We start from the raw sequence: 24,819 nt of genomic DNA on the forward strand, positions 1-24,819 counted from the left end.
GATCCTGCTCCTCTATCCGCAATAGGATCGCCGATGTCACTCGCCATCCTGTGTTCGGGTCAAGGCCAGCAGAACGCTGAAATGTTCGATCTCGTCGCCGACGCACCTGAGGCATCCAGGCTGTTTGAAGTTGCTGCCGGCCTGCTCGATGGCAATGATCCGCGTGACCTTGTGCGGAATGCTGCGTCGGAGGTGCTGGAAGCGAACCGGAACGCGCAGATACTGTGCGTGCTGCAGGCCGTCGCACTCCAGGTTGCATTAGGCGATGCTTTGCCGAGGCACCGCTTGGTTGCGGGCTACAGTGTCGGAGAGGTAGCTGCGTGGGCGCTCGCGGGATTAATCGGTGGTGCCGATGCGCTCCACCTTGTCGCCACGCGTGCGGAAGCAATGAATGAGGCCAGCCGCGGCGCGCAAGGTTTGACGTTCGTCCGGGGGCTGACGCGTAAGACGATTGACGCGTTTTGCGACGCGTTGGATATTGGGCTCGCGATCGTTGATCCTGGCGACGGCTTCGTGGTTGGCGGCGCGATTGCCGCGCTCGATGCGTTCGAGAAAGAAGCGTTAAAGAGCGGTGCGCAGCGATTAGTGCGTCTGAAAGTTCATGTTGCCTCGCACACACGGTGGCTTGCAACGGCATCTGTTGCCTTTTCAAAAACCTTGAAGGACGCCGAAATCCGACCGGCGCTAATAGCTGGCGTTCGCCTTTATAGCGGTATCGATGGAACCGCGGTACTTGATATCGCGTCGGGAAAGACGAAGCTCGCCGATCAGATTTCCCACACCGTTGAGTGGGCAAGATGCTTGGAAAGTTGCGTTGAGGCCGGAGCGACTACGTTCTTGGAACTTGGGCCGGGGCACGCATTAAGCGCGATGGTGTCCGAAGCCATTCCAAGAGTAAGTGCACGATCTGCCGGTGAATTTAGAACGCTCGCGGGACTACGCACTTGGATCGCGGGAAAAGTAGGATAGTGCTCCACATGGGAGGATTACCTGCTGCGGCTGCTGCTGTCCGGCGGGCGAGCATCAACCTTTGACTACCGCATCGAACGCGAAAAGCCAGTGATAGCGGTCGCGGACCTTCGGTTCGCTCCACTGCATAGATACATAGCGACTTGCGTCGTCTGCATCCATTAGACGCTCATTATGGAAGATGTCGCGGTTTCGCTCGGCCGCGACGACGCAGCGGTTTGCGCGCGTCACACGCTCGGCTTCATAGGCAGAGAAGGCGGCCACGTGATCATCGCGATTTGCCGCAAGGCAGCGAGCCAGCGTGATCGAGTCCTCGATAGCCATGACGGCGCCCTGCGCCATGAAGGGCAACATCGGGTGACAGGCGTCGCCGACCAGAATCACGCGTCCGGCTGACCATCGCTCCATCGGCGGTCGGCTCATCAAAGCCCATCGGTAATGCACGTCAATATTGTCGATCAGTGCGTGGATATCCGGATGCCATCCAGCGAAGTCATCGGCGCATTCGGCCCGGGTGCCCCTGGCGGTCCAGGATTCCGTTTCCCACCCGGAGCGCTCGACGACGCCGACGAAGTTGAAGAGTTCGCCTCGTCGCAGCGGATAGGTCACGACATGGCGGCCGGGGCCGACCCAGTTCGTCCCGATATCGCGTCGGATGTGCGACGGCAGGCGCGATGATGGAATGACTCCGCGCCATGCCATGCAGCCGGTGAAATGCGCCGGTCCGGCTCCGAATACGGCCGACCGTACGCCTGAATGGATGCCGTCGGCTCCGATCAGGATATCGCCGCTGACGCGTTCGCCACTCGACAACGACACCGTCACGCCATCGGTGTGGTTCTCGACCTCGACAACGCCGGCGCCCTGACGGATCGCGTCCGGATCGAGTTGCTTCACGGCGTTTGCCAGCGTCGTGTGCAGGTCGCCGCGATGGACCATCAGATAGGGAAAACCATATTCGGCGACCGACATGGCGCCGAGATCGAAGAGCGACCACGTCTCACCGCTATTCCACAAACGGATCGTCTTGGCCGTCGGCTCGACTGCCAGATCTCGTAGCGCATCGAGCACGCCGAGGGATGCGAGCACCCGCGTTCCGTTCGGGCTGATCTGCACACCGGCACCGGTCTCGCGCAACGTTTCGGCCTGCTCGCAAATCGTCACGTGAAAACCGCGCTGTATCAGCGCGATCGCCGTGCAAAGCCCCGCGATGCCGGCCCCCGCAATCAGAATTCGCTGCGTCATGATCGAGTGTCCTGCGGGCGTGGTCTGCCTAGGCTATTCAGAGGTGATCTCGGCATCCTTGACGACTTTGGCCCAGCGCAGACGATCTTTCGCGATGAGCGCTGCCAATTGATCGGGTGGGCCGCCCCGCGCGATCAAGCCTTGCTTGTCGAGAAGCGCCCGAACGTTTGGCTGGTTCAGTATCGTGTTGAACTCGACATTGTAGCGGTCGACGATCGCCTTCGGCGTGCCTGCCGGGGCGAGGACGCCGTACCACAGATCCACGTCGAAATCGGCAACGCCGGCCTCCGCAAGTGTCGGCACATTTGGAGCCTGCGGCGCCCGAGACTTGCCCCCAACGGCGAGGATACGGATCTGTCCGACTTCTGCGAGAGGGAGTGCGGTATGGATCGGCAGGAACATGGCTGACACATGTCCGCCCGCGAGATCCTTCACGGCGCCGGCCGAACCCGGATAGGGAATATGCGTCAGCTTGACTTGCGCCGTCAGCTTGAACAGCTCCATCGCAAGATGTTGCGGCGTGCCGCGGCCGGGTGAGGCATAGTTGATCTCATCCGGCTTGCTTCGAGCACGCGTGATCAGTTCCTGCAGCGTGTTGACGTTGAGCGAAGGATGCACGACCAAGGCAAGCGCACCCGTCGCGATCTCCGCGATCGGCGCGAAACTCTTCTCCGGATCGTAAGGAAGCGCACGATAGAGGCTCGCATTCATCACGAACGTATTGACCGTCACCAGAAGGGACTGGCCATCCGGCGCAGCACGGGCCGCGGCCTCGGTGCCGATATTGCCGCTCGCCCCGGCCTTGTTCTCGACGATCACCGGCTGATTCCAGCGTTGGCGCAGTTCTTCACTGAGCAGGCGCGCGAGCAGATCGGGGCCTGTGCCCGGCGAAAAAGGAACATTGAGCCGGATGGGCTGCTGCGACGATATTTGGGCGAAGCTTGGCCTGGCCGAGAGAGGCGCCAGAGCCATGAGTCCAAGTACCGTGCGACGTGAATGTCTCGCGGGCATGCGTTTCCTCGCTGTCATGGCCGCCGGTGACACCCAGCTGGCAAAAATCTCAAAATCTCTTATTGTAAGATTGTAGAGAGTATGAGCCGATCCGGTCGGCCAGTTCAAGATTGATTTTAGTCATGCGGAAAAAGTATCTGCCGTGAGAGCCGCGATGCGGGACCGAATTGGAGCGACGACAGATCATGCGTCCTGCGAGATGAAACCAAGCAACAGTCTGGAGCGAGTGCTCGCGGTCCTCGAGGTCTTCTCGGAGGAGCGGCTGGAGTGGACGTCCGAGGATCTGATGGCGCATCTCGGCTATAGCCGGCCTACGCTCTATCGATATCTGAAGATCTTGAAGGACGCCGGCCTTCTGATGTCGTCGCGCAATGCAAGCGTGACGCTCGGGCCAAAAGTCGTCGAGATGGATTATCTCGCGCGACGATCCGATACGCTGGTGCTGTCGGGCCAGCCGCATCTGAAAGCGCTGACGACGCGCTACTCCTGCAATGCGATGATCCTGCGCTGGTACGGAAACAAGATTCTCTGCGTGGTGTCCGAAACATCCGCAAAGAATCTCGTCAGTTCCTATCCGCGCGGCCGTCCGATGCCGCTCGGCCGCGGCGCAATCGCGCGTTCGATCATGGCGTATCTGCCACGCGCGCGCCTGGTGCCACTCATCGAGCAGAATCTCGACGATCTGCGTTCCGTCGGACTCGGCATGACCGTCGAAGACGTCCGGCAGAGCATGAAGCGCGTGCGTAAGGCGGGATACGCGGTCGCGTTCGGCGAGGTTACCGCGGGTGCGGTTGGCATTGCTGCGCCGGTGCTTGACGACCGTGGCACACCGATCGCCAGCGTATGCGTGACGATCACAGGAGCGCTGGTGGATGGCGCCGGAATCGACCGGATCGCCGCCGACGTCAAAGCGATCGCAAATGAGATATCGGCGGCCCACGCAGCTCCTGAGAATACATAGAAATCTCACATTGTAAGATTATGCTTGACTTCGCAAGCTCGCTGCGGTCCCTTCACGCCAACGAGTTCGAGAAGTGGGCAGGCGAGGAATGACGGCTGAGACTTTGTCCTCACCGCAGGTGATCATTGTCGGGGGTGGGCCGGTAGGTCTCGGACTTGCAATCGATCTAGGCCAGCGCGGTGTCCGATGCGTCCTGATCGAGAAGTACGAGAGCCCGCAGCCGATTCCGCGGGGCCAGAACCTGACCCAGCGTACGCTGGAGCATTTTCACTTCTGGGGCGCGGAACCAGCGCTTCGAGCGGCGCGTACGATACCGCGAGAATATGGCATCGGCGGCATGACCGCGTATGGCACGCTCCTGAGCGATTATCGCTACGATTGGTTGCAGCGGGAATTGGTGCGCCCCTTCTATTTCATGGACAACGAACGCCTGCCGCAATATGCGACCGAGGCTGTATTGCGGCAGAGGCTCAGTGAGCTTTCCTCGGTCGAAACGCTGTACGGATGGACCGCCGAAACGGTGGCGCAGGACGATGATGGTGTCGAAATCTCGCTGCGTGCGCGCGGCAGCGGCGAGGCGCGTCGGCTGCGGGCGGAGTATGCGGTCGGCTGCGACGGCAGCCGCTCTCTGGTCCGCGATGCCTGCGGTATCACCCAGACGAAATCGGACCATGACCGGCTGATGGTCCTCCTGGTGTTCCGTTCGGAGGGACTCCACAAACTACTCGAGCGCTATCCGAACAAGTCGTTCTACAACGTCCTGCATCCGGACCTGAAAGGCTATTGGCGCTTCTTCGGTCGGGTCGATCTCGGAACGACCTGGTTCTTTCATGCGCCGGTCCCGATGGGCACTACCAAAGACAACTTCGATTTCCGTGCGTTGGTGCATGAGGCAGTCGGCGCGGATTTCGATATCGAGTTTGAGCACATCGGCTTCTGGGAGTTGCGCGTTGCTATCGCAGATCGCTACCGTAACGGCCGAGTATACGTTGCGGGCGATGCCGCCCACAGTCATCCGCCCTATGGCGGATACGGCATCAATACCGGTCTCGAGGACGCCGCCAATCTCGGGTGGAAATTGGCTGCTGTGCTGCAAGGCTGGGCTGGCCCGGAACTGCTCGACACCTATGACGAGGAGAGGCGCCCCGTCTTCATCTCGACCGCGCGCGATTTCATCGAGAAGGCGATCGAGAGCGACCGCGATTTCCTCGCCGCATATGATCCTGTGACCGACAAAGCAGCCTTTGAATCCGAGTGGCAGGCGCGCGCGTCAGGCGCTCGGTCGGAGGTGCATTCGTTCGAGCCGAACTACGAGGGATCGCCGATCGTGACGGGCGCGAATGGCGGTGCGCCGAGTGCAATCGGCGCACATGAATTCGTAGCACGTGCCGGTCATCATCTGGCGCCATATCGAATGGCGTCGGGCCGCGACGTCTATGACGAGTTAGGCGCGGATTTCACTCTGATTGATCTTGGTGCGGCTCCGGAAACCGTCGCGGAATTCAAATCCGCTGCAGACGCCTTACGCGTGCCATTGAAGGTTGTGACGGATAAAAACGATGCGGCGCAGACGCATTACGATGCACGCTTGATCTTGGTGCGGCCAGACCAGTTCGTGGCGTTCAGCGCGAAAGATGCGTCGAGCGATCCCGCACGAGTGCTGCAGCGAGCCATTGGTAACACCGGCTGAACTTACGCAACGACGACCAAGATGACGACGCCGAAAACGGCGCGAAAACACAGGGAGACCCAAGGCATGAGCCGTCACAGCGCTGCGCATTATTTCCTTGAAGGGCTCGTCGATCTCGGCGTCGAGTACATCTTCGCCAATCTGGGCACCGACCATGTCTCTCTGATCGAGGAGATCGCGCGCTGGGATGCGGAAGGCCGCAAACATCCCGAGGTCATTCTCTGCCCACATGAGGTCGTGGCGGTGCATATGGCGGGTGGCTACGCCCTCGCGACCGGACGGGGGCAGGCTGTCTTCGTGCATGTCGATGCCGGTACTGCCAATGCCTGCATGGCAATCCAGAATCTGTTCCGCTATCGCCTTCCAGTGATGCTGTTCGCGGGCCGCGCGCCGTTCACGCTGCATGGCGAACTGCCGGGATCGCGCGACACCTATGTGCACTTCGTGCAGGATCCGTTCGACATTGCCAGCATCGTCCGGCCTTACGTCAAATGGGAGTATTCGCTGCCGTCAGGTGTTGTCGTGAAGGAGGCGCTGGCGCGTGCCGGCGCGTTCATGCAGAGCGCGCCTCTGGGACCGGTCTATATGATGCTGCCGCGCGAAACGCTGGCGGAAGAGTGGGACACTGACCAGATGCCGTCCTACACGCCTGCGCGCTATGGCAACGTCGAACTTGGCGGCATCGATCCGGAGCGTGTTGATGCCATAGCACGCAGGTTGATGGCGGCGAGCAATCCGATCGCGATCACCGCCTATCTCGGACGCAATGCCGACGCCGTGGAAGCCCTTGAAGCGCTCGCGCTTGCCTGCGGCATCCGTGTCGTCGAATTCAATTCGATCGACTTCAACATTTCACAGGCCTCGCCATGCTTCGCCGGCTTCGATCCGCAACCCGTCCTTAACGACGCTGATCTCGGACTCTTGCTCGATACCGACGTGCCTTTCATTCCGCAATATGCGAGGCGCTTCGCCGAGATCGACTGGATTCAGATCGATGTCGATCCGCTCAAGGCGGAGTTTCCGATGTGGGGTTTCCCGACTGATATGCGCATTCAGGCCGACTGCGCAAAGGTGCTCCGCCAGGTTTTCGAGCGCGTGCAGTCACTCGCGGACGACTCCTACCGCGCGTCGGTCGCGAAACGCACGGCGACCTGGGAAGATGCGCGCCGCGCCCGCGAGGGCAAGCGCAAGGCTGCGGCAGCCACGCAAGGGACAGTCGGCGGCCTCGGCACGGCTTACGTTCTTGCGACGCTGAACGACAGGCTTTCCTCGCAGGACGTCGTCATCAACGAGGCGATCCGCAACGGCCCGATCGTGCAGGAGCAGATCGTCCGCACCGAACCGCAGAGCTATGTCGGTCTCGCCGGCGGCGGGCTCGGCTTCTCGGGCGGCATGGCGCTCGGGCTCAAGCTGGCCCAGCCGCAACGCCGCATCGTCCAGATCATCGGTGATGGGGGCTTTCACTTCTCGTCGCCGGATTCGGTCTATGCCGTCGCACAGCAATACGAAATCCCGATCCTCACCGTGGTGCTCGACAACGGCGGCTGGCAGGCGGTGAAATCGTCGGTTCAGCGTGTCTATCCCAAGGGTTCAGCAGCCGCCAGTAACGCTTTCCAGTCGCGGTTGCGCTCCGGAAGACAGGACGAGCGGCGAAGCTTTTCCGAAGTCGGGCGAGCGTTCGGCGCACACGGCGAGCATGTGAGGGACCCGGAAGCGCTTGCTGCCGCGATCGATCGTTGTCTCGCCGTCGTGGATGGTGGCCGCGCAGCCGTCTTGCATGTCGAAATTACCCCGCTGTAAGGGGGCAAACGGCCGTCAGAGCCGTGCATCATCACGAACATTCGGGAGGAAACCATGAGAGCCGGACGTATCGCCGTGTTGTTTTGCCTAGGTCTCGCGCTGCATGTCACCACCGCAAGAGCCTCGGATGATGCGAGCACGTACCCGAACCGACCGATCCGCCTTGTCGTCGGCTTTACCGCCGGTGGTGGCAACGACATCATTGCCCGGGTGATCGGGCAGAAACTGTCGGAGAGCCTCGGCCAGCCTGTCATCGTCGAGAACAAGCCGGGGGCCGGCGCCGTCGTCGCTACCGAATATGTCGCGCGTTCCACGCCCGATGGCTACACGCTGCTGATCGGCGCGAGCGGCGCCATGGTCATCAACCCAGCGGTTTACGAGAAGCTCAACTATGACACGCTTCGCGATTTCGCGCCGATCTCCGAGCTGGGCTCGTTTCCACTGATCCTGATCGTCAACGCCTCCTCGCCGTTCAAGTCGGTCGCGGATCTGGTCTCCTATGCGAAAGCCAATCCGGGCAAATCGAACTACTCGTCGGCCTCCGCCGCGTTCCAGCTTGCGACTGAGCTCTTCAAGCAGAAGACCGGGGCGCCGATGCAGATGATCCCCTACAAAGGCGCCAACGACAGCGTAACGGCCGTCATTGCTGGCGAGGTTACCGCGACGGTCGCTGACGCCGGCCCGGTGATGGGTCAGATCACGGGCGGCCAAGCGCGCGCGCTCGCAGTAGCTGCGCCCAAGAGGATGGCGGAACTGCCCGATGTACCTACAATGAAGGAAGCCGGCGCGGATTTTGAAGCTGTGCTGTGGAGCGGGGTTTTCGCGCCGAAGGCGACGCCACCCGCCATCGTGAAGAAGCTGCAGGACGAATTCGTGCGGATCGCCCGGATGCCGGACGTGGTCGCGCGTCTCAAGACCCTCAGCATCGAATCCGTCGGCAGCACGTCGGATGAGTTTTCGCGGATCATCGCTTCCGATATCGAGCGCTGGGTCGCAGTCGCGCGCGCCGGAAACATCCGGCTCACGCAGTAAGCGTCTCGGGCAGAGGACTTCGTCATGAGCGATGATCCCATTCGCCTGAATGCCGACGTCGTTGTTGTCGGCGCGGGGCCGGTCGGGCTCACGCTCGCGATGGACCTTGCCTCGCGCGGCGTCGAGGTGATCGTCCTCGAAGCCCGCCTGCGCGGTGAGCTACCTAATGTCAAATCGAACCACGTATCGGCGCGGTCGATGGAAATCTTCCGCAGACTTGGCGTGGCTCGGAAAATACGCGATGCCGGTCTACCCGCGGATTATCCCAATGACGTTGCCTATCGCACCACTTTTCTTGGACGCGAGATCACGCGCATTCCGATTCCCTGTCGTGCAGACCGCTATATTGCCTCGGAAGGCCCCGACACCGACTGGCCGACGCCCGAGCCACCGCATCGGATCAACCAAGTCTATCTGGAACCGGTCCTGTTCGCACATCTCGAAGCGATCCCGAGAGTTCGTATCCTCTCCGCGACGACGCTAACAAACTTCACTCCATCAGAGGATAGCGTCGTGGCGCGCGCGACGGACGCGCAAGGAAGGGAGGTCGAGATCGCATGCGACTATCTGGTCGGTTGCGATGGCGGCCGTTCCGGCGTCCGCAAGGCCATCGGTGCGACGTTGAGTGGCGACGTGGCCCTTCAGCATGTTCAGTCGAGTTACATCCGTGCGCCAAGCTTGCTGCCGATGCTGCGCGAAAAGGGCGGCGTACCGGCCTGGGCGTCGTTCTCCCTCAATCCGCAGCAGTCGGGAAATGTTTATGCAATCGACGGACGAGAGACCTGGCTGGTCCACGTCTATCTTAGGCCCGGTGTGACTGACTTCGAGGCGATCGATCGCGATCATGCGATCCGCACCGTCCTCGGCGTCGACGGGTCGTTCGCGTATGATCTCCTGAGCAAGGAAGATTGGATCGGCCGTCGTCTGATCGTCGACCGGATGCGGCGCGACCGTGTCTTCATCTGCGGCGATGCTTCTCATCTCTGGGTGCCTTATGCAGGCTACGGCATGAACGCAGGCATCGCCGATGCTGCGAATCTGGCGTGGCTATTGGCGGCGCGCCTTGCGGGTTGGGGCGCCGACGGCATCCTTGCAGCTTACGAAGCCGAACGGCTGCCGATCACCGAACAAGTATCGCACTTCGCGATGAATCACGCCCATGCGATGACGAAAGCGCGCGGAGCGGTTTCATCCCAAATCGATGCCGAAGGACCGGAGGCAGACGTTTATCGCGCCTCGATCGCCAAATCGACTTACGATCTCAATGTCCAGCAATATTGCTGCGCCGGACTCAACTTCGGCTATTACTACGAGCGATCTCCGCTTATCGCCTATGACGGCGAAGCTGCTCCTCCTTATTCGATGGGCGAATTCACCGCTTCCACAGCGCCCGGCGCGCGCGTGCCGCATTTCACGCTTGCGGACGGGCGATCGCTATATGATGCGCTCGGTCAAGGCTACACCCTGCTACGCTTCGATCCCTTTGTGGACGTCACTGCCTTCATGCAGTCAGCGAACGCGTCAGGCGTTCCCGTCGACGTGCTAGACATCATCTCGGGGGCAGCACCTGTTGTCTATCGGCATAAGCTGCTGCTGGCGCGACCGGATCAGCACGTCGCGTGGCGCAGCGACGATCTTCCAGCCGATCTGGAGGAGCTCATCAGCACGATCCGAGGCGCATCCTCCTCGATTGCCAATGTCTAACCCATCAATTCTGCCCGCTAGTGGCGCAAAGCAGGCAATTGGCTTCATCGAGTCTTGAGTATCGACCGCTAGCCCAACATTTGGGTGTCGCCGCAGATCGAAATAGCCTGGCCCGAGATCGTGCGCCCGCGTGGGCTGGCCAGGAACAGGATCTGGTCGGCTATCTGCTCCGGTGTGACGTAGTCCTTAATCGACGTATAGGAGAACGCCGTTTTCTCCATCTCCGCAAAGGAAATGCCGCGCTGCTGCGCCTTGGCTTCCAGCACGCGGCGCTGGCGGTCACCGGCGACGAGGCCGGGCAGGATCGCGTTGACGCGGATGTTGTCGGGGCCGAGCTCGATGGAGAGCGATTTCGTGAAGCCGATGACGCCCCATTTCGCTGCGGCATAGGGCGAGCGCATCGCGAAGCCCACGCGGCCAGCTGCCGAGGACAGGTTGACGATGGAGCCGTTGCTGCTCTGGCGCAGCAGCGGTACGGCCAGGCGCGTGCAGTTGAACTGGCCGGTCAGGCAGATGTTCAGGCAGCGATCCCAGTCATCGGGATGCATCTCCTCGACCTTGGCGGTCGGGCCCGCAATGCCGGCATTGTTGACGAGGACATCTAGGCCGCCGAGTTTAGCTGTTGCCTCATCGAACAGTCTTTGAACTGATGCACGATCAGCAACGTCGCAATGTGTCTGTGTGATTGCGGGATCACTCGCTGTGAGTGCGGCGAGAGCAGCTTGGTCCACATCGCAGACATGAACGCGTGCGCCTTCGCCGGCAAAGGCGCGTGCGATGGCCAGGCCGATTCCGTTGGCGCCCGCGGTAACGATGACGCGCAAACCCTTGATGTTGAGATCCATGATGGCTCCGGGGACTTTGTGGGAACTAGGCGGAGAGGCCGCCGCGCGACAGGATGAAATTGGCAGCGCTGGTGATATCGACAGCGATCCCGGCTTTGGCAGCTTCGGCATCGCCGATCTCGATCGCCTTGCGAACGTCCGCATGAAACCGAATGGCTTCACCTTTGGCGAGGCGATCGGGATTGCCGCGCAGATCGAGATTGATGACGGGGCCAGCCTTGAGCCAGAGCGCACGGATGATCTCGACCAGGATCGGCGATTGCGCGGCCTCGTAAACGGCAAAGTGAAACGTCTTGTTGAGTTCGACGGCGCGCGGAAGGTCGGGTGCCTTCAATTCACTTTCCGCACGCATGGCCGCTTCTGCGGTAGCGATGGAAGCGAGATTGCGGTCTCCACGTAGTCGCGCTGCCTCTGCTGCGGCATGACCCTCGATAGCGATACGCACCTTCGTCAGATCGCGAAACTGCGTGGCCGACATAACGGGCACACGCACCGCACGGTTTGCTGCGACTTCCAATGCCTTGTCGGCGACGAGGCGTGACACCGCTTCGCGCACCGGCATGATCGACACGCCAAGCACTTCGGCGGCCGTCCGCAGCGACAGTTTTTCACCCGGAGCGAGCCGTCCCGAGATCAGCAGATCCGCCAGTTGCGCGTAAGCGCGCTCCCCCAGCGTCTGGCGGTCGAGCGGCTCCACAAGGGTCAGCGCAGTTGGCAGGTTCAACGCGGTCTCCGGGTATCGTCGCGAAATTGCAGGGAGGGACTCGACAAAGTCCCCGTCTTTTGCAACTCTAACTGTGATCACAGATCACGGCAAGCGGACAAAGCCCTCTCAGCAGAAGAGTGCGGCGCCTGCCGGAGGGGAAACAGCCGCGCCGCGCGGCCGTATCAGGGAGACGAATCTGATGTCGAACACCAATCAATTCACGCGCCGCAGTCTGCTAAAGACCGCGGGCGGTCTCGCGCTTGCGTCTGGCCTGTCGGCGCCTTCGATCCTCAGTGCGCAGACCTCCGACGTCATCCGCATCGGCCATCTCACGCCGCGTACCGGCTTTCTCGGCCCGCTCGGCGAATATGGCGTGATGGCCATCGATCTCGCTGTTGAAGAGATCAATGCCGCTGGCGGCATGATGGGGCGCAAGGTCGAGCTGCTCAAGGAGGACTCGATCAATCCTCAGACAGCCTCGACCAAGGCGGAGCGCATGATCGAGCGCGACAAGGTCGCCTGTATCATCGGCGAAATTTCTTCGGCATCGTGTCTGACCATCGCGCAGGTCGCCACGCGCAACAAGACGCTGTTCATCAACACCGGCGGAAATTCCGATGCGCTGCGCGGCAAGGACTGTCAGCGCTACATGTTCCACGTCGAGTCGCAGAACTCGATGTATGTGAAGACCGTGGGCCGCTCGTTCCTGCGCGATGGTCTCGTGAAGGGCAAGAAGTGGTATTCACTCACGGCGGACTATGCCTTCGGCCATGACCTGCTAAGCGTGTCGAAGCGATTCATGCAGGCCAATGGCGGCAACTTCGCCGGCGACGACCTGGTGCCGACCGACGCCACGGACTTTTCTGCCTATCTCCTCAAGATCCGCGAGGCCAAGCCCGATCTCGTGGTGATCAATCTTGCCGGCAACCAGATCACCAACTTCCTCAAGCAATATGCCGAATTCGGTCTGACTTTCCCGGTCGGCGGTTTCGGCTTCGACACGGCTCTGGCCTGGGCTGCAGGCAAGGGCAATTTCGTAGGCACCTGGCCTGTGGTCTGGCATCATCTGCTGGATACGCCCGGCAGCAAGGCCTTCGTTGCGGCCTTCACCAAGAAGTACAACAAGCCGCCGGAGAACCAGGCCTGGGGCGACTACATCGCCACCAAGATCGTGGCGCAGAGCATCAACGAGCTGAAATCGGCTGAGTCGCCAAAGATCATCGAGCATTTCGAGAAGGGTGCGAAGTTCGATCTCCTGAAGACGCGTCCCGGCTACTTCCGCGCATCGGATCATCAGCTGATGCACGAAATGTATGCGGTGACGGCGCTGCCCGCGGACAAGATCAAGAACCAGTGGGACATCTTCTCATCGAGCCCGGCCGTCCCGGGGCCGGATGAACCGCTCGAAGTGATTGCGTCCACCGCGGAAGAGAACGTCTGCAAATTCCCGAGCTAGCAACGATGTCGGCGTTTCGCCCTCGGGCCAGACGCCGACATTCTACTCGCGAAGTTGCTTTCGTCTCGTCCTTCCGACCCCTGTCAGATGCGCGTCAGCGCACGGCTGCGGAGCCCATATCATGTCCGCCATGTTGCTCACCCAGCAGATCCTCAACGGGCTGCTCGATGGTGTCTATTATCTTCTGATTGCGCTCGGCCTGTCGCTGATCTTTTCGCTCGGTGGCATCGTGAATCTCGCGCATGGCGCGTTCTATGCGATCGGCGCCTATCTTACCCTTGTCATTTCGCCCTATCTCGGCTTCGGCGGCGCATTCGTCGTGGCCCCCGTTGTCGTTGCGCTGCTCGGCGTTGTCATCGAGCGGACGTTGTTCCGGCGCTTCTATCGGTCGGATCCCATTCTCTCGCTGCTGCTGACGTTCGGACTCGCGATGGTCGCCGAGCAGGCCTTGCGCATGATCTTCGGCGCGCCGCCTTTGTCCTATTCGATCCCGCCGGGGCTGCGCGGTCAGGTGGCGATCGGAAGCTTTATCTATTCATTCTATCGCGTCGTGCTGCTCGGCATCGCCGTGGCCTGCGTGCTCGGGCTTTGGGTCTTGCTGCAGAAGACCTCGTTCGGTCGCGTCGTGCGGGCCGGCGTGCAGAATCCTGACATGGTCGGTGCACTCGGTATCTCGCTGCAGCCCTATATGTCGGTCGTCGCAGCCCTGGGTATTGGTCTGGCGGGACTCGCGGGCGTGTTGCTGGCGCCGATCTATTCGATCCATCCTGCGATGGGGCAGGAGATCATCACGCCCGCCTTCGTGGTGGTCGTGATCGGTGGCCTCGGCTCGTTCTGGGGTGTGGTGATCGCGGCGCTCTTGGTCGGACTGGTCAAGGGCGTGATGGTCGGCATCGGCTATTCCGCCGCCTCTACGGCGGCGATCTATCTTCTGATGCTTCTGGTGCTGCTGTTCCGGCCGCGCGGCTTATTCGGCGAACGCATCATGCGGTTCGAGTAAGGCGATGCCAATGTTGAATCGTCTTCCCGTTCCATTGCTGATCGCGGGCGTCGGCTTGCTCATCCTGCCGCCGATCTTGCTGGCGCTCGGATTGACCGTGACGTCGGCGACGGAGATCGTCGTCTTCGCACTGGCCTGCATGGCTCTGAATATCCTGGTGGGGCACACCGGTCTCGTCTCGTTCGGTCATGGCGCCTGGTTCGGCCTCGCGGCCTATGCTGCAGCGCTGATCCAGCGCAACTGGATGCCGAATTCATTCGTCGGGCCGACACTGCTTGGGCTTGTCGTGGTGGCCATCACGGCGGCTGCCTTCGGCTACCTGATCCTGCGCCGCCGCGGCGTGTATTTCTCGCTGCTGACGCTGGCGCTCGCGGCCATGCTCTACAGCGTCTCGTTCCGCTGGACCGACGTCACCGGCGGCGAGAACGGCCTCGGCGGCATCACCCGGCCGGTGCTGCTCGGCTTCGACCTCGATGCGGGTGCGACCTATTACTGGTTCGTGGCGCTGATCGCGTTTCTTGTGCTGATCCTGCTGTGGCTCTTCCACAATTCTACGGTCGGTTCGGTGCTGGTGGCGATCCGTGAGAACGAACAGCGCGCGCGCTTCCTCGGCTATCCCACTAATCGCTACAAGCTCGCCGCCTTCGTGCTGTCGGCCGCCGTCACAGGTTTGGCCGGCATTCTGCTGCTCTATAAGAACCGGATGACGTCAGCGGATCCCATTTCGGTGGCCTTCTCTGGCGAGTTGCTGGCTATGGTCGTGATCGGCGGCATGCGCAGCTTCCTCGGGCCAGCGTTGGGCGCGCTGTTCTTCATCCTGTTTCGCGAGTTCCTGGGCATCTACTCCGAGAATTGGCTGTTCTGGTTCGGCCTGGTCTTCGTCGGCTTCATCATCTTCTCGCCCACCGGTCTGATCGGCATGGGCGAGCGCCTGATCGCACCGTTCCGCAAGAAAGTGGAAGAAGACGCGGCGATGTCGGCGCGGCGCATCGAAGTCCTGCCGTTGCCGGAATTTCTGAAGCCGAAATCGTCGGTCGATGGCGCTGTGCTTGCCGCCAGCCATATCGTGAAGAGCTTCGGTGGCATCAAGGCGGTGCAGGGCGTCGATATCGCCATCGCCGATCGCACGCTGCATGCGCTGATCGGTCCGAACGGTGCCGGCAAGACCACCGCGTTCAATCTGCTGTCGGGCATGTACAAGCCGGATCAGGGCAGTGTGTCGCTGATGGGCAGGCCTATCGCCGGCCATACGCCGGAAGATATTGCGAGGGCAGGTATTGGGCGTTCGTTCCAAATCACCAACCTGTTTCCCGCGCTCAGCGTTGGCGAAAATATCCGCCTCGCGGTGCAAGCACGGCATCCGCGGCGCTTCGATCCCGTGACCAACGCGCTATCGATTGGCGCAATCAACGCGGAGACCGATGCGGTGATCCGCTATCTCGGCCTCGCAGGAATCGAGAAGGCAGAGGCAGGCATGCTGTCTTACGGCGGTCAACGCCTGCTCGACATGGGCGTCGCGCTGGCCACAGCGCCGCGCGTCCTGTTGCTTGACGAACCGCTTGCAGGCCTCGCTGCTGCCGAACGTGAACGTATCGGTGCGATCATCAAGCGCATCTCGACCGATTTGCCGGTTCTGCTGGTCGAGCATGACATCGATCGGGTGTTCCAGCTGGCCGACCACGTCACCGTCATGAATGAGGGACGCGTATTGCTGGATGGCTCCGTCGAAGAGGCGCGGTCCAGCCCGAAGGTGCAGGAAGTTTATATTGGGTCGGGTACGACGGCTGTGGCTGCGCGCCCCCGCGAGACCGCGGCGGGGGCGAAGCCGCTGCTGACGGTGAAGAATGTCGATACGTTCTATGGCAAGAGCCACATTCTCAACGACGTCAATTTTACCCTGCACGAGAACGAGATTATCGCACTGCTCGGGCGCAATGGCGCGGGTAAGTCGACCTTGCTCAAGTCGTTGATCGGGATCGCGCCGGCATCGAATGGCTCTATTCAACTGGCAGGCAGCGAGTTGATCGGCCTGTCGTCTGCGGAAGCTGCGCGGCTCGGCATCGGCTACGTACCACAGGGACGAGCCTTGTTCGCAGGCATGACCGTCGAGCAGAATCTCGAACTTGGTGGTCTCAAGCGGCAGACTGGCAATGGTGTGCATTGGACCCGCGAGCGCATCTACGACTATTTCCCGCGCATTCGTGAGCGTCTCGACAGCCCCGCCGATTATCTGTCAGGCGGCGAGCAGCAGATGGTGGCCGTGGCGCGCGCGCTGTCGGGCGACGTCCGCGTCTTGTTGCTGGATGAGCCGTTCGAAGGATTGGCGCCCGCGGTCGTGGAGCAGTTGTTTGAAACCTTCGACCGGCTCCGCAAGGAAATTGCCATCATCATCGTCGACCATAATCTCGATCTGGCTTTGGCTTTGTCCGATTCGACGGTGGCGCTGGAGCGGGGCAAGGTAATTCATCAGGGGTCGTCGAAGGCCCTGCGTGACGATCTCGATCTGCGCCGCAAGGTGCTGTGGCTGTGAGAGCATCAATGACACTGAACAATCGACATGTAGCGATCGTCGGCGTTGGCTTGATTGGGCGGGCCTGGGCAACGATCTTCGCCCGCGCAGGCTGGACCGTGCGATTGACCGATCCGCATCGCCCGACGCTGGATGCTGCGCCCGGGCTTATTCGCGATGAACTGCACGCGCTCGCCCGCCACAGACTGGCCAACGATCCCGACGGGGCTGCCGGACGCATTTCGATTGCTGGGAGCTTGGCCGATGCGGTGAAGGACGTTGCCTTCGTGCAGGAGAACGGCCCTGAAAATGTCGATCAGAAGATCGCCATCTTCGCCGAACTCGACCGTCTCGCGCCTCCGGATGCATTGCTCGCGTCATCCACCTCGGCCATCGTCGCCTCTCGCTTCACGGAAGCGCTTCCGGGGCGCGCGCGCTGCCTCGTCGGCCATCCCGTCAACCCGCCGCATCTGGTGCCGCTGGTCGAACTATGCGGCGCACCCTGGACCTCGCAGCAGACAGTGGATCGCGCGCGCGAGATCTATCGCGAGATCGGACAGGTACCGGTCACCGTCAACCGCGAGATCAACGGCTTCATTCTCAACCGGCTGCAGGGCGCGTTGCTGGCTGAAGCGTTCCGCCTGGTCGGCGAAGGTTATGTCTCTGCGGAGGATCTCGACCACACCGTAAAGGACGGCCTTGGCCTGCGATGGTCGTTTCTCGGCCCGCTGGAAACCATCGAGCTCAATGCGCCCGGCGGCATCCCCGATTACTGTGCGCGCTATACCGGCTTCTACAAGGATCTGGCCGCTGCATCGGCAGGACCCGAAGTCTATCAGAGCCCGAATGTCGAGCGGGTGATAGCGGCGTGGCCGCATCAGCCGTCGCCCGACCGGATTGCGGCACTCACGCAGCAACGAAACGAACGCCTTGCAGCGCTGGCGGCACACAAGGCCGCGCAGGGCGGCAAATTCTGACCACACGATCTCTTAACAGCAAGACGGAGACTGACATGAGCCGCAAAGTCATCATCACCTGCGCCGTGACGGGCGCTATTCATACGCCCTCGATGTCCAAGGCATTGCCGGTGACGCCGCAGGAAATCGCCGATGCCGCCGTCGATGCGGCGGAAGCGGGTGCCGCCATCGTACATCTGCATGCACGCAATCCGAAGACCGGGCAACCCGATCAAAGCCCCGAAGCCTTTGCACCATTTCTGAAGATCATCAAGCAGCGCACCAATGCGGTGATCAATCTGACCACCGGCGGAGCGCCCACCATGACGGTGGATGAACGCGTACGGCCTGCTGCGGTCTACAAGCCGGAAGTCGCCTCGCTCAATATGGGTTCAATGAATTTCGGCTTTTTCGGCATGCTGAACCGTTTCAAGAAGTTCGATCATGATTGGGAATTGAAGCACCTGCAGAACAAGGACATCGTGTTCCGCAACACGTTTCAGGACATTGAGTACGTCCTGAAGACGCTGGCCGAGACGGGCACGCGCTTCGAGTTCGAATGCTACGACACGGCGCATCTCTATAATCTCGCCTACTTCCTCGAACAGGGGCTGGTGAAGCCGCCGCTGTTCATCCAGACGGTGTTCGGTCTGCAGGGCGGCACAGGTGCACATCCCGAAGACGTGCTGCACATGAAGCGCACGGCGGATCGTCTGTTCGGCGACAAGTATGTCTGGTCGGTGCTCGGTGCCGGTCGCAATCAACTGCCGATCGCGGCGATGGCTGCGGCCATGGGCGGCAATATCCGCGTCGGTCTGGAAGACTCGCTGTGGGCGGCGCCAGGTCGCATGGCCTCCTCGAATGCCGAGCAGGTCACCCTCGCGCGTAAGATCGTCGAAGGCCTCGGCCTTGAAATTGCAACCCCGGATGAAGCGCGCGAGATGCTTGATCTGAAGGGTGGAGACAAGCTGGAGGTTTAAGCTATCCTTGGAGGAGGCGGGCAGTGCAAGAGATGTCCGCCTCCTCTGCTTTAGGGGAACCCCGTTGGCAGATGCCCACTTCTGACACAAAGTCGACGTTGTGGGTTACCACTCTTGGCGCAAATCGGACATTTGGCGCGCTGGACGTTGCGGGGATCGCATACTTTATCGTTCATGAATTTGGCGTTTCTCAACCAAATCTCTCTGTATGATTCTGTTCACCATCTGCTTTAGGGAAGCAGCGAGCCGCATAAGAGATGCTGTGTCATGTTCGAAGATCAACTTCGACAAGGAGGCGTCAATGGCCCTTATCATTATGCCGTTTTTGGTGACCGCAGCGGCTGTCGGTATGTTTGTCCTGGCGACCGAACGCACCGATAACAAACAATGCAGTTAGGCGCGCGGCTGGTCAGATTTAGAAATCTCCGGCTGATTGGAGAGCAGCAGAACAGCTTGCGAGATCAACAAGGCTACATCGCTTAGATCCAGGCGTTGGGCCCGGCCTCGCATGATGTGCAGATCGTTTTTCAACAGAATAAGTTGAGCGCGGCGAGAAACATCAGACATCTTAGGTTCCCTAGCGTGGGAACCGCCCAGCTTCATCATATGGAATGTAGAGTTCGGCCGAGTTACTGCAGATCAATGGTCTATGCATCCCATATGACGTCAGATCTGTCATGCAACTCGCTCCGGTCTGATCACTCGCTTGTTATCGCTTGGGCGTAGCCGCTTCTGGATTCGGCCGAATCGATAAGGAAGCTCGGGGGCGTTTGCCGATATGCGAGTCCGCTCTTGGTTCAAGCGAAGGGGCGCAAACCAGAATCACGTTGGCTCAATTGATCAGATCCAGCGCCTGGTCTATCGGGAGATCCTTGGTGGCTGTGTCGAGCGGCGCACGACGAGCAGTGGTGCTGTGACGACATAAGGCGCATCGCCACGGACGCCTTCGATCAGGTCGAGCAGGAGTTGGCCGGTCTGTTCACCCATCTCGCGGTGGCTGATGCGGATCGTGGATAGCGGCGGATCCACCAGATCCACCAGCGGCATGTCGTTGTGACCGATCACTGACAGATCTTCCGGACATCGCCGGCCCGTTTCGCGCAACGCTTCATAGATGCCGAGCGCGAGGAGATCGTTGGCTGCGACGATGGCGGTGGCCTCAGGCTGTCGTGCGAGCAGTCTGAGTGCGGCAGCGTGTCCTGCCTCGCGCGTGAATGCTTCAGCTTCTTCGATATCACTGTCAGCCGGCGCGAAACCCGCTTCGTGCATTGCCTCTACGAAACCGCGGCGGCGAAGCGAGCCGGTTGATAGCATTTGCGGGCCGGCGAGGTGGAGGATGTGGCGATGCCCAAGCTCGAGAAGATGCGCAACCGCGAGCCGCATGCCGGCCACATCGTCCGAGACCACCGAAGGCACGCGCGCCTCAGCTTCCGCGCGATTGACAAGCACGACAGGGACTTTCCAACTCAGACAACGTTCGATCGAGTTATCCTTGAGCGCGACATTCGCCAGGACGAGGCCGTCCACGCGGCGCGCGACGAGCCGTTGAACGATGTCGTCGGTGCCCGTCCGTTGCGGTTGCGGGTCGGCGACGATCAGCGCGTAGCCGCGCGCCGATAGCACGTCCTCGAGGCCGCCGATGATCGGTGAGAAGACGGGGTTCGCGATGTCTGGGACAATGATGCCGACCATGTTCGAACGGCCACTGCGCAGACTCGCGGCCACGGTGTCCGGGCGGTAACCCAGCCGCTCCGCTGCTTCCAGAATCCGGCGAACGACCGGCTCGCCGATCCGTCCGCGGCGGGCGGGGTCGAGCGCACGCGACACCGTGGAGGGGTGCACCCCCACTTCGCGCGCCACGTCTTTGATTGTCGTCATCCCTGCCACGATCTCCAAACTATCTGCTGCGGTTGACTTGCGCAATCGATTGCATTAAATGTGCAATCGATTGCGCATCTAGGATACCCAAAAAGTCGCAATGTGAGGGAGTGGTCGATGATCATTACGCGTCAGGAGGACGTGACCGACGTTGTGCTTGCCGCGATGAGCGGTGCGCCAAACGAGCGGTTGCGCACGGTCATGACCGCTTTCGTTCGCCATCTGCACGAGTTTGCCCGCGAGGTCCGGCTGACCGAAGCGGAATTCGAGTTTGCCATCGATTTCCTGAACCGCATCGGCCAGGCGACCAACGACAGCCATAACGAGGGCGTTTTGTTCAGCGACGCGGTCGGGCTCTCGACGTTGGTCTGCCTGTTGAACAACGGCCAGGACGGCGCGAGCGAGACCGCTGCAGCGTTGCTCGGGCCATTCTGGCGGGCGAACGCTCCGCGCGTGGAGAATGGTGCCTCGATCTTGCGTTCGCCGACGCCCGGTGCACCGCTGTTCGTCGATTGCCGTATCACCGACGCGCTGGGAGCGCCGCTCTCGGGTGTCAGCGTTGATGTCTGGCAGGCCTCGCCATCCGGAATGTACGAAAACCAGGACGCCGGTCAGGCCGACATGAATTTGCGCGGCGTGTTTGAGACCGATGCGAACGGCCGCTTCGCTTTCCGCTCGGTCAAGCCTGCAGGCTATCCGGTGCCGACTCATGGTCCGACCGGAGAGATGCTGGCCGCGCAGCGTCGGCATCCGTTCCGGCCGGCGCATCTGCATGTGCTTGCCTTCAAGTCAGGCTTCAAGACGCTGATCACGCAGATCTTTGTCGATGACGACGAGCATCTGGAGAGCGATGTCGTATTCGGCGTGACGCGCGCGCTGATTGGCGATTTCCGCAAGGGCGAAGGCGCGCCGCCAGCGCCAGATGTCGCTGGCGAATGGTTCAGCCTCAACTACACATTCGTCATGGAGCCCGGCGAGGCCGTGCTCCCGCATCCTCCCATCAAGTGAGCTGTCGATGTCGGATATTCTCGCGAACAAGGTAGCCGTGGTGATCGGCGGTTCGGGCGGCATCGGCGCCGCGGCCGCGCAAGCCTTGGCCGCCGAAGGCGCCCGTGTCGTCGTGACCTGGCGCTCCGGCGAAGCAGCCGCCAACGCGTTGCTGGCCGGCCTTCCGGGCGAGGGCCATCTCGCCAGACGCGCGGTAATTGAAGATAGCGCAACGCTGACGGCGCTTGCCGGCGAGGTGGAGCGAGCGTTCGGTCGCTGCGATATTCTTGTCAATACCGCGGGCTACACCAAGCCCATTCCGATCGGCGATCTCGACGCGCTGACCGACGACTTCATCGACGACATGTTCAAGGTGAACTGGCGCGGCCAGTTCGCGGCTATCCGCGCTTTCGCACCGCTGCTCAAGGCGAGCGGCGACGGGCTCATCGTCAACGTCTCCTCGATTGCGGGGCTGAACGGTATCGGCTCCAATCTGGCTTACGCGGCGATCAAGGCCGGCATCGACACCATGACCAAGTCGCTCGCGCGGTCATTGGCGCCGGCAGTGCGGGTGATGGCGGTGTCGCCGGGCGTGGTGGCTACTGACTTTGTGCCGGGCCGCGATGCGGCCGCGCTCGAAAAGGTCGCAGGGACGATCCCGCTCAAGCGTGTTGCGACGGCCGAGGATGTCGGCCGCGCAATCGCGGCCTGCGCCACCCACCTGACCTATTCCACCGGCTCGCTGATCGTCGTCGACGGCGGCCGAGCATTGTAAGGAGAGATTGATGCGCCCGATGCTCGACAAGATCGTCATCACTTGCGCCGTCACCGGCAACCTGACGCGGCCGGACCAGACCCCGCATCTGCCAATCACGCCGGAAGAAATCGCCGACGCCTGCCTCGGTGCCGCAGAAGCCGGTGCGGCGGTTGCACATATCCATGTGCGCGAGCCCGGCACCGGCGCGCCGTCGATGAAGCTCGAATATTATCAGGACGTCGTCGGACGCATTCGCGCGCGCAATCGCAATCTGATCCTGAACATCACCACTGGTCCCGGTGGTCGCTTCGTGCCTTCGCAGGACGATCCCAAGGTCGCCGCCGCCGGCACCACGCTGATGAACCCGGAAGAACGCGTTGCCCATATCACGGCGCTGAAGCCTGACATCTGCACGCTCGATCTCAACACCATGAATTCTGGCGGGCAGGTGGTGATCAACACGCCTGGCAATGTGCGCCGCATGGCGAAGGTCATCCGCGAGGCGGGCGTGAAACCCGAGATCGAACTGTTCGATTCCGGCGATATCGCGCTACTGCACGATCTCCTCGCCGACGGTACGCTCAGCGGCCCGGCGCTCACCTCCTTCGTGATGGGCGTGAAATACGGATTCCAGCCGTCGCCGGAAACGGTGCTGTATGCGCGCGGTCTGCTGCCGCGGGATGCGCATTTCACGGCCATCGGCATCGGCCGCTCCACATTTCCCATGGTGGCGCAATCGGTGCTCGCCGGCGGTCATGCCCGCACCGGTTTGGAAGATGCGGTGATGCTCGGCCGCGGCGTATTGGCGCCGTCGAACGCTGCGATGGTGGACAAGGCACGCCGTATTATCGAAGAACTCGGCGCGCAGATCGCGACGCCTGCCGAGGCACGCGCACTGTTCGATTTACCGGGCGCCGCATAACACAGCATTTGAGGACTGAAATGACCGCAGTCGCCAAGACTTCCTCCAGCGTCACCGCAACATGCCTGCGGGTCGCCGCCAAGGCTGATCGCATCGAGAATGTGGCACTCGGCATCGAGCAACGTACACTCGCCTGCGTCAGGCCGGGCGATGCGCTGGTCGAGATAAGGGCTGCTGCGATCAATCCGTCAGACGCCAAGGCGACGCTCGGTCTGATGCCGCATGCCGTATTTCCGCGTACGCCTGGTCGTGACTTCGCCGGCGTCGTGATCGACGGACCGGCCAACCTGATCGGCAAGGACGTGTTCGGCTCGTCCGGCCAACTCGGGATCGGCCGCGACGGCACCCATGCCACGCATCTGGTGGTCGAGGCGTCTGCGCTGGTCGAGAAGCCGCCAAACATCAGCCTCGCGGAGGCGGCCGGCATTGGGGTGCCCTTCGTCACCGCGCAGGAAGGTTTTCGCCGCAGCGGCATGCCGAAACCCGGCGAGACCGTGTTGATCCTTGGTCTGAACGGCAAGGTCGGTCAGGCGGCGACGCAGATCGCATCATGGCAGGGCGCCCGCGTGATCGGCGTCGTCCGCAAGGACGAGCCATATGCTGGCCATGCCCATGGCGAGGTGACGGTCATCGATTCCAGCCGCAATGACGTCGCCGCGACGGTGCGCGAACTCACCGCCGGCAAGGGCGCGGATATTGTCTACAACACAGTCGGCGAACCGTATTACGACGCCGGCACGAAATCGCTCGCGCATCTCGGCCGCCAGATCTTCATTGCCTCCACCAAGGCCACGGTGCCGTTCGACATCTTCGCCTTCTATCGCGGCAAGCACACTTTCTTCGGTGTCGACTCGCTGTCGCTGTCATCGCCGGAAGCCGGCGAGATCCTGCGCGAATTGGTGCCGGGTTTCGCCAGCGGCGCATTGAAGCCGTTTCCGATCAAGTCGGACGCGATCTACCCGCTGGAGCGCGCTGCAGAGGCCTATGTCGCCGTGCTCGGCTCCTCGCGCGACCGTCTCGTTTTTCAGCCGAACGGGTGAAGCCATGCATGTCGTCCGCCTGAACGATGCCCCGCGCTACGAGGCTCCCGGCCACAATGACATGCGGATGTTCCGCCTGCAGGGCCGCGACGCCGGGCCAGGCGATGTGATGTGGCTCGGCATGAGCCAGATCCTGCCGGGCGGCGGCATCACGCCCTCGGCCTCGTCGGAGGAGAAGTTCTATGTCGTCCTCGAAGGCGAGGTGACCTTCGAGACGCCGGATGGCATCACCACTCTGGGCATCTGGGATTCCTGCCGCATTGCGCCCAACGAGACGCGCGCGCTGCGCAACGAGACGAAACGACCGGCGGTGGTGTTGCTTGCAATGCCGCTGCCCAACACCGCCAGAGGCTGAAAGCCCGGCACTTGGT

22 protein-coding genes are annotated in these 24,819 nt (G+C 61.7%); 16 read left to right on the plus strand and 6 right to left on the minus strand.

Translation table 11 applies throughout. The annotated features are described in order from the left end of the window. The first annotated feature begins 33 nt into the window (after positions 1-33). Positions 34-969: an acyltransferase domain-containing protein gene (locus AB8A33_RS05060; protein ID WP_439091781.1), complete on the plus strand. Its 936-nt coding sequence runs from the start codon at positions 34-36 to the stop codon at positions 967-969. Between the two features lie 54 nt (positions 970-1,023). On the opposite strand, the gene AB8A33_RS05065 is transcribed toward AB8A33_RS05060, so the two are convergent. Next, positions 1,024-2,214 (minus strand): FAD-dependent monooxygenase, encoded by a 1,191-nt coding sequence (locus AB8A33_RS05065; RefSeq protein WP_439091782.1) that lies wholly within the window; start codon positions 2,212-2,214, stop codon positions 1,024-1,026. Positions 2,215-2,247: 33 nt separating this feature from the next. Beyond that, on the minus strand, positions 2,248-3,186 hold the full coding sequence (locus AB8A33_RS05070; protein ID WP_439091783.1) for a tripartite tricarboxylate transporter substrate binding protein: 939 nt from the start codon (positions 3,184-3,186) through the stop codon (positions 2,248-2,250). A gap of 238 nt (positions 3,187-3,424) precedes the next feature. Here AB8A33_RS05070 and AB8A33_RS05075 point away from each other — a divergent pair, with 238 nt between their 5' ends. The 5 genes from AB8A33_RS05075 (at position 3,425) to AB8A33_RS05095 (ending at position 10,412) form a co-directional block, all read left to right on the plus strand. After that, positions 3,425-4,186: an IclR family transcriptional regulator gene (locus AB8A33_RS05075; RefSeq protein ID WP_439091784.1), complete on the plus strand. Its 762-nt coding sequence runs from the start codon at positions 3,425-3,427 to the stop codon at positions 4,184-4,186. A 103-nt stretch (positions 4,187-4,289) separates the two neighbouring features. After that, positions 4,290-5,876 (plus strand): FAD-dependent monooxygenase, encoded by a 1,587-nt coding sequence (locus AB8A33_RS05080; protein WP_439091785.1) that lies wholly within the window; start codon positions 4,290-4,292, stop codon positions 5,874-5,876. Positions 5,877-5,942: 66 nt separating this feature from the next. After that, on the plus strand, positions 5,943-7,676 hold the full coding sequence (locus tag AB8A33_RS05085) for a thiamine pyrophosphate-requiring protein (protein ID WP_439091786.1): 1,734 nt from the start codon (positions 5,943-5,945) through the stop codon (positions 7,674-7,676). Between the two features lie 54 nt (positions 7,677-7,730). Next, positions 7,731-8,708 (plus strand): Bug family tripartite tricarboxylate transporter substrate binding protein, encoded by a 978-nt coding sequence (locus AB8A33_RS05090; protein WP_439091787.1) that lies wholly within the window; start codon positions 7,731-7,733, stop codon positions 8,706-8,708. A 24-nt stretch (positions 8,709-8,732) separates the two neighbouring features. Further along, entirely contained in the window at positions 8,733-10,412 is a 1,680-nt protein-coding gene (locus AB8A33_RS05095; RefSeq protein ID WP_439091788.1) for an FAD-dependent oxidoreductase, read from the plus strand. A 68-nt stretch (positions 10,413-10,480) separates the two neighbouring features. On the opposite strand, the gene AB8A33_RS05100 is transcribed toward AB8A33_RS05095, so the two are convergent. Both AB8A33_RS05100 and AB8A33_RS05105 read right to left on the minus strand, forming a co-directional pair. After that, entirely contained in the window at positions 10,481-11,257 is a 777-nt protein-coding gene (locus tag AB8A33_RS05100) for an SDR family oxidoreductase (protein ID WP_439061837.1), read from the minus strand. Positions 11,258-11,282: 25 nt separating this feature from the next. Next, the gene (locus AB8A33_RS05105; RefSeq protein WP_439091789.1) at positions 11,283-11,981 is read right to left on the minus strand and encodes a GntR family transcriptional regulator; all 699 of its coding nucleotides are present in this window, start codon (positions 11,979-11,981) and stop codon (positions 11,283-11,285) included. Positions 11,982-12,162: 181 nt separating this feature from the next. Here AB8A33_RS05105 and AB8A33_RS05110 point away from each other — a divergent pair, with 181 nt between their 5' ends. The 5 genes from AB8A33_RS05110 to AB8A33_RS05130 all read left to right on the plus strand — a co-directional run bounded on the left by AB8A33_RS05110 (position 12,163) and on the right by AB8A33_RS05130 (position 18,864). Further along, positions 12,163-13,419, plus strand: a complete 1,257-nt coding sequence (locus AB8A33_RS05110; RefSeq protein WP_231079636.1) for an ABC transporter substrate-binding protein — start codon at positions 12,163-12,165, stop codon at positions 13,417-13,419. A 121-nt stretch (positions 13,420-13,540) separates the two neighbouring features. After that, positions 13,541-14,419 carry a branched-chain amino acid ABC transporter permease gene (locus AB8A33_RS05115; protein WP_439091790.1) on the plus strand — a complete coding sequence of 293 codons (879 nt, stop codon included), beginning with the start codon at positions 13,541-13,543 and terminating at the stop codon, positions 14,417-14,419. 10 nt (positions 14,420-14,429) lie between these two features. Further along, a complete protein-coding gene (locus tag AB8A33_RS05120; RefSeq protein WP_439091791.1) occupies positions 14,430-16,949 on the plus strand; it encodes a branched-chain amino acid ABC transporter ATP-binding protein/permease in 2,520 nt (839 codons plus the stop codon). An 8-nt stretch (positions 16,950-16,957) separates the two neighbouring features. Then, entirely contained in the window at positions 16,958-17,905 is a 948-nt protein-coding gene (locus AB8A33_RS05125) for a 3-hydroxyacyl-CoA dehydrogenase (protein ID WP_439091792.1), read from the plus strand. A gap of 35 nt (positions 17,906-17,940) precedes the next feature. Beyond that, a complete protein-coding gene (locus AB8A33_RS05130; protein WP_439091793.1) occupies positions 17,941-18,864 on the plus strand; it encodes a 3-keto-5-aminohexanoate cleavage protein in 924 nt (307 codons plus the stop codon). A gap of 393 nt (positions 18,865-19,257) precedes the next feature. On the opposite strand, the gene AB8A33_RS05135 is transcribed toward AB8A33_RS05130, so the two are convergent. Together AB8A33_RS05135 and AB8A33_RS05140 are read right to left on the minus strand one after the other, a co-directional pair. After that, positions 19,258-19,431 (minus strand): hypothetical protein, encoded by a 174-nt coding sequence (locus AB8A33_RS05135; RefSeq protein ID WP_439091794.1) that lies wholly within the window; start codon positions 19,429-19,431, stop codon positions 19,258-19,260. Between the two features lie 291 nt (positions 19,432-19,722). Then, complete coding sequence (locus AB8A33_RS05140; RefSeq protein WP_439095858.1) at positions 19,723-20,751, minus strand: LacI family DNA-binding transcriptional regulator; 1,029 nt, start codon at positions 20,749-20,751, stop codon at positions 19,723-19,725. Positions 20,752-20,859: 108 nt separating this feature from the next. Between AB8A33_RS05140 and AB8A33_RS05145 the strand changes: the two genes are divergently transcribed. Genes AB8A33_RS05145 through AB8A33_RS05165 form a run of 5 tightly spaced genes read left to right on the plus strand, consistent with a single transcriptional unit; the run spans position 20,860 to position 24,803 of the window. Next, positions 20,860-21,750 carry a dioxygenase gene (locus AB8A33_RS05145; RefSeq protein WP_439091795.1) on the plus strand — a complete coding sequence of 297 codons (891 nt, stop codon included), beginning with the start codon at positions 20,860-20,862 and terminating at the stop codon, positions 21,748-21,750. Between the two features lie 7 nt (positions 21,751-21,757). After that, positions 21,758-22,504 (plus strand): SDR family NAD(P)-dependent oxidoreductase, encoded by a 747-nt coding sequence (locus AB8A33_RS05150; RefSeq protein WP_439091796.1) that lies wholly within the window; start codon positions 21,758-21,760, stop codon positions 22,502-22,504. Between the two features lie 19 nt (positions 22,505-22,523). After that, complete coding sequence (locus AB8A33_RS05155) at positions 22,524-23,408, plus strand: 3-keto-5-aminohexanoate cleavage protein (RefSeq protein WP_439095859.1); 885 nt, start codon at positions 22,524-22,526, stop codon at positions 23,406-23,408. Between the two features lie 20 nt (positions 23,409-23,428). Next, entirely contained in the window at positions 23,429-24,448 is a 1,020-nt protein-coding gene (locus AB8A33_RS05160) for a quinone oxidoreductase family protein (protein ID WP_439091797.1), read from the plus strand. Between the two features lie 4 nt (positions 24,449-24,452). Then, the gene (locus AB8A33_RS05165) at positions 24,453-24,803 is read left to right on the plus strand and encodes a cupin domain-containing protein (protein WP_439091798.1); all 351 of its coding nucleotides are present in this window, start codon (positions 24,453-24,455) and stop codon (positions 24,801-24,803) included. The last annotated feature ends 16 nt before the right edge of the window (positions 24,804-24,819 follow it).

It is taken from the genome of Tardiphaga sp. 813_E8_N1_3, assembly GCF_051811025.1.
Classification (GTDB): Bacteria; Pseudomonadota; Alphaproteobacteria; order Rhizobiales; family Xanthobacteraceae; genus Tardiphaga.

Bases quoted from the DNA above. Each gene is read 5' to 3' on its own strand.
- AB8A33_RS05060 (WP_439091781.1), top strand. From the start codon at position 34: ATGTCACTCGCCATCCTGTGTTCGGGTCAAGGCCAGCAGAACGCTGAA.
- AB8A33_RS05065 (WP_439091782.1), bottom strand. From the start codon at position 2,214: ATGACGCAGCGAATTCTGATTGCGGGGGCCGGCATCGCGGGGCTTTGC.
- AB8A33_RS05070 (WP_439091783.1), bottom strand. From the start codon at position 3,186: ATGGCTCTGGCGCCTCTCTCGGCCAGGCCAAGCTTCGCCCAAATATCG.
- AB8A33_RS05075 (WP_439091784.1), top strand. From the start codon at position 3,425: ATGAAACCAAGCAACAGTCTGGAGCGAGTGCTCGCGGTCCTCGAGGTC.
- AB8A33_RS05085 (WP_439091786.1), top strand. From the start codon at position 5,943: ATGAGCCGTCACAGCGCTGCGCATTATTTCCTTGAAGGGCTCGTCGAT.
- AB8A33_RS05090 (WP_439091787.1), top strand. From the start codon at position 7,731: ATGAGAGCCGGACGTATCGCCGTGTTGTTTTGCCTAGGTCTCGCGCTG.
- AB8A33_RS05095 (WP_439091788.1), top strand. From the start codon at position 8,733: ATGAGCGATGATCCCATTCGCCTGAATGCCGACGTCGTTGTTGTCGGC.
- AB8A33_RS05100 (WP_439061837.1), bottom strand. From the start codon at position 11,257: ATGGATCTCAACATCAAGGGTTTGCGCGTCATCGTTACCGCGGGCGCC.
- AB8A33_RS05110 (WP_231079636.1), top strand. From the start codon at position 12,163: ATGTCGAACACCAATCAATTCACGCGCCGCAGTCTGCTAAAGACCGCG.
- AB8A33_RS05115 (WP_439091790.1), top strand. From the start codon at position 13,541: ATGTCCGCCATGTTGCTCACCCAGCAGATCCTCAACGGGCTGCTCGAT.
- AB8A33_RS05120 (WP_439091791.1), top strand. From the start codon at position 14,430: ATGTTGAATCGTCTTCCCGTTCCATTGCTGATCGCGGGCGTCGGCTTG.
- AB8A33_RS05125 (WP_439091792.1), top strand. From the start codon at position 16,958: ATGACACTGAACAATCGACATGTAGCGATCGTCGGCGTTGGCTTGATT.
- AB8A33_RS05130 (WP_439091793.1), top strand. From the start codon at position 17,941: ATGAGCCGCAAAGTCATCATCACCTGCGCCGTGACGGGCGCTATTCAT.
- AB8A33_RS05135 (WP_439091794.1), bottom strand. From the start codon at position 19,431: ATGTCTGATGTTTCTCGCCGCGCTCAACTTATTCTGTTGAAAAACGAT.
- AB8A33_RS05145 (WP_439091795.1), top strand. From the start codon at position 20,860: ATGATCATTACGCGTCAGGAGGACGTGACCGACGTTGTGCTTGCCGCG.
- AB8A33_RS05150 (WP_439091796.1), top strand. From the start codon at position 21,758: ATGTCGGATATTCTCGCGAACAAGGTAGCCGTGGTGATCGGCGGTTCG.
- AB8A33_RS05155 (WP_439095859.1), top strand. From the start codon at position 22,524: ATGCTCGACAAGATCGTCATCACTTGCGCCGTCACCGGCAACCTGACG.
- AB8A33_RS05160 (WP_439091797.1), top strand. From the start codon at position 23,429: ATGACCGCAGTCGCCAAGACTTCCTCCAGCGTCACCGCAACATGCCTG.
- AB8A33_RS05165 (WP_439091798.1), top strand. From the start codon at position 24,453: ATGCATGTCGTCCGCCTGAACGATGCCCCGCGCTACGAGGCTCCCGGC.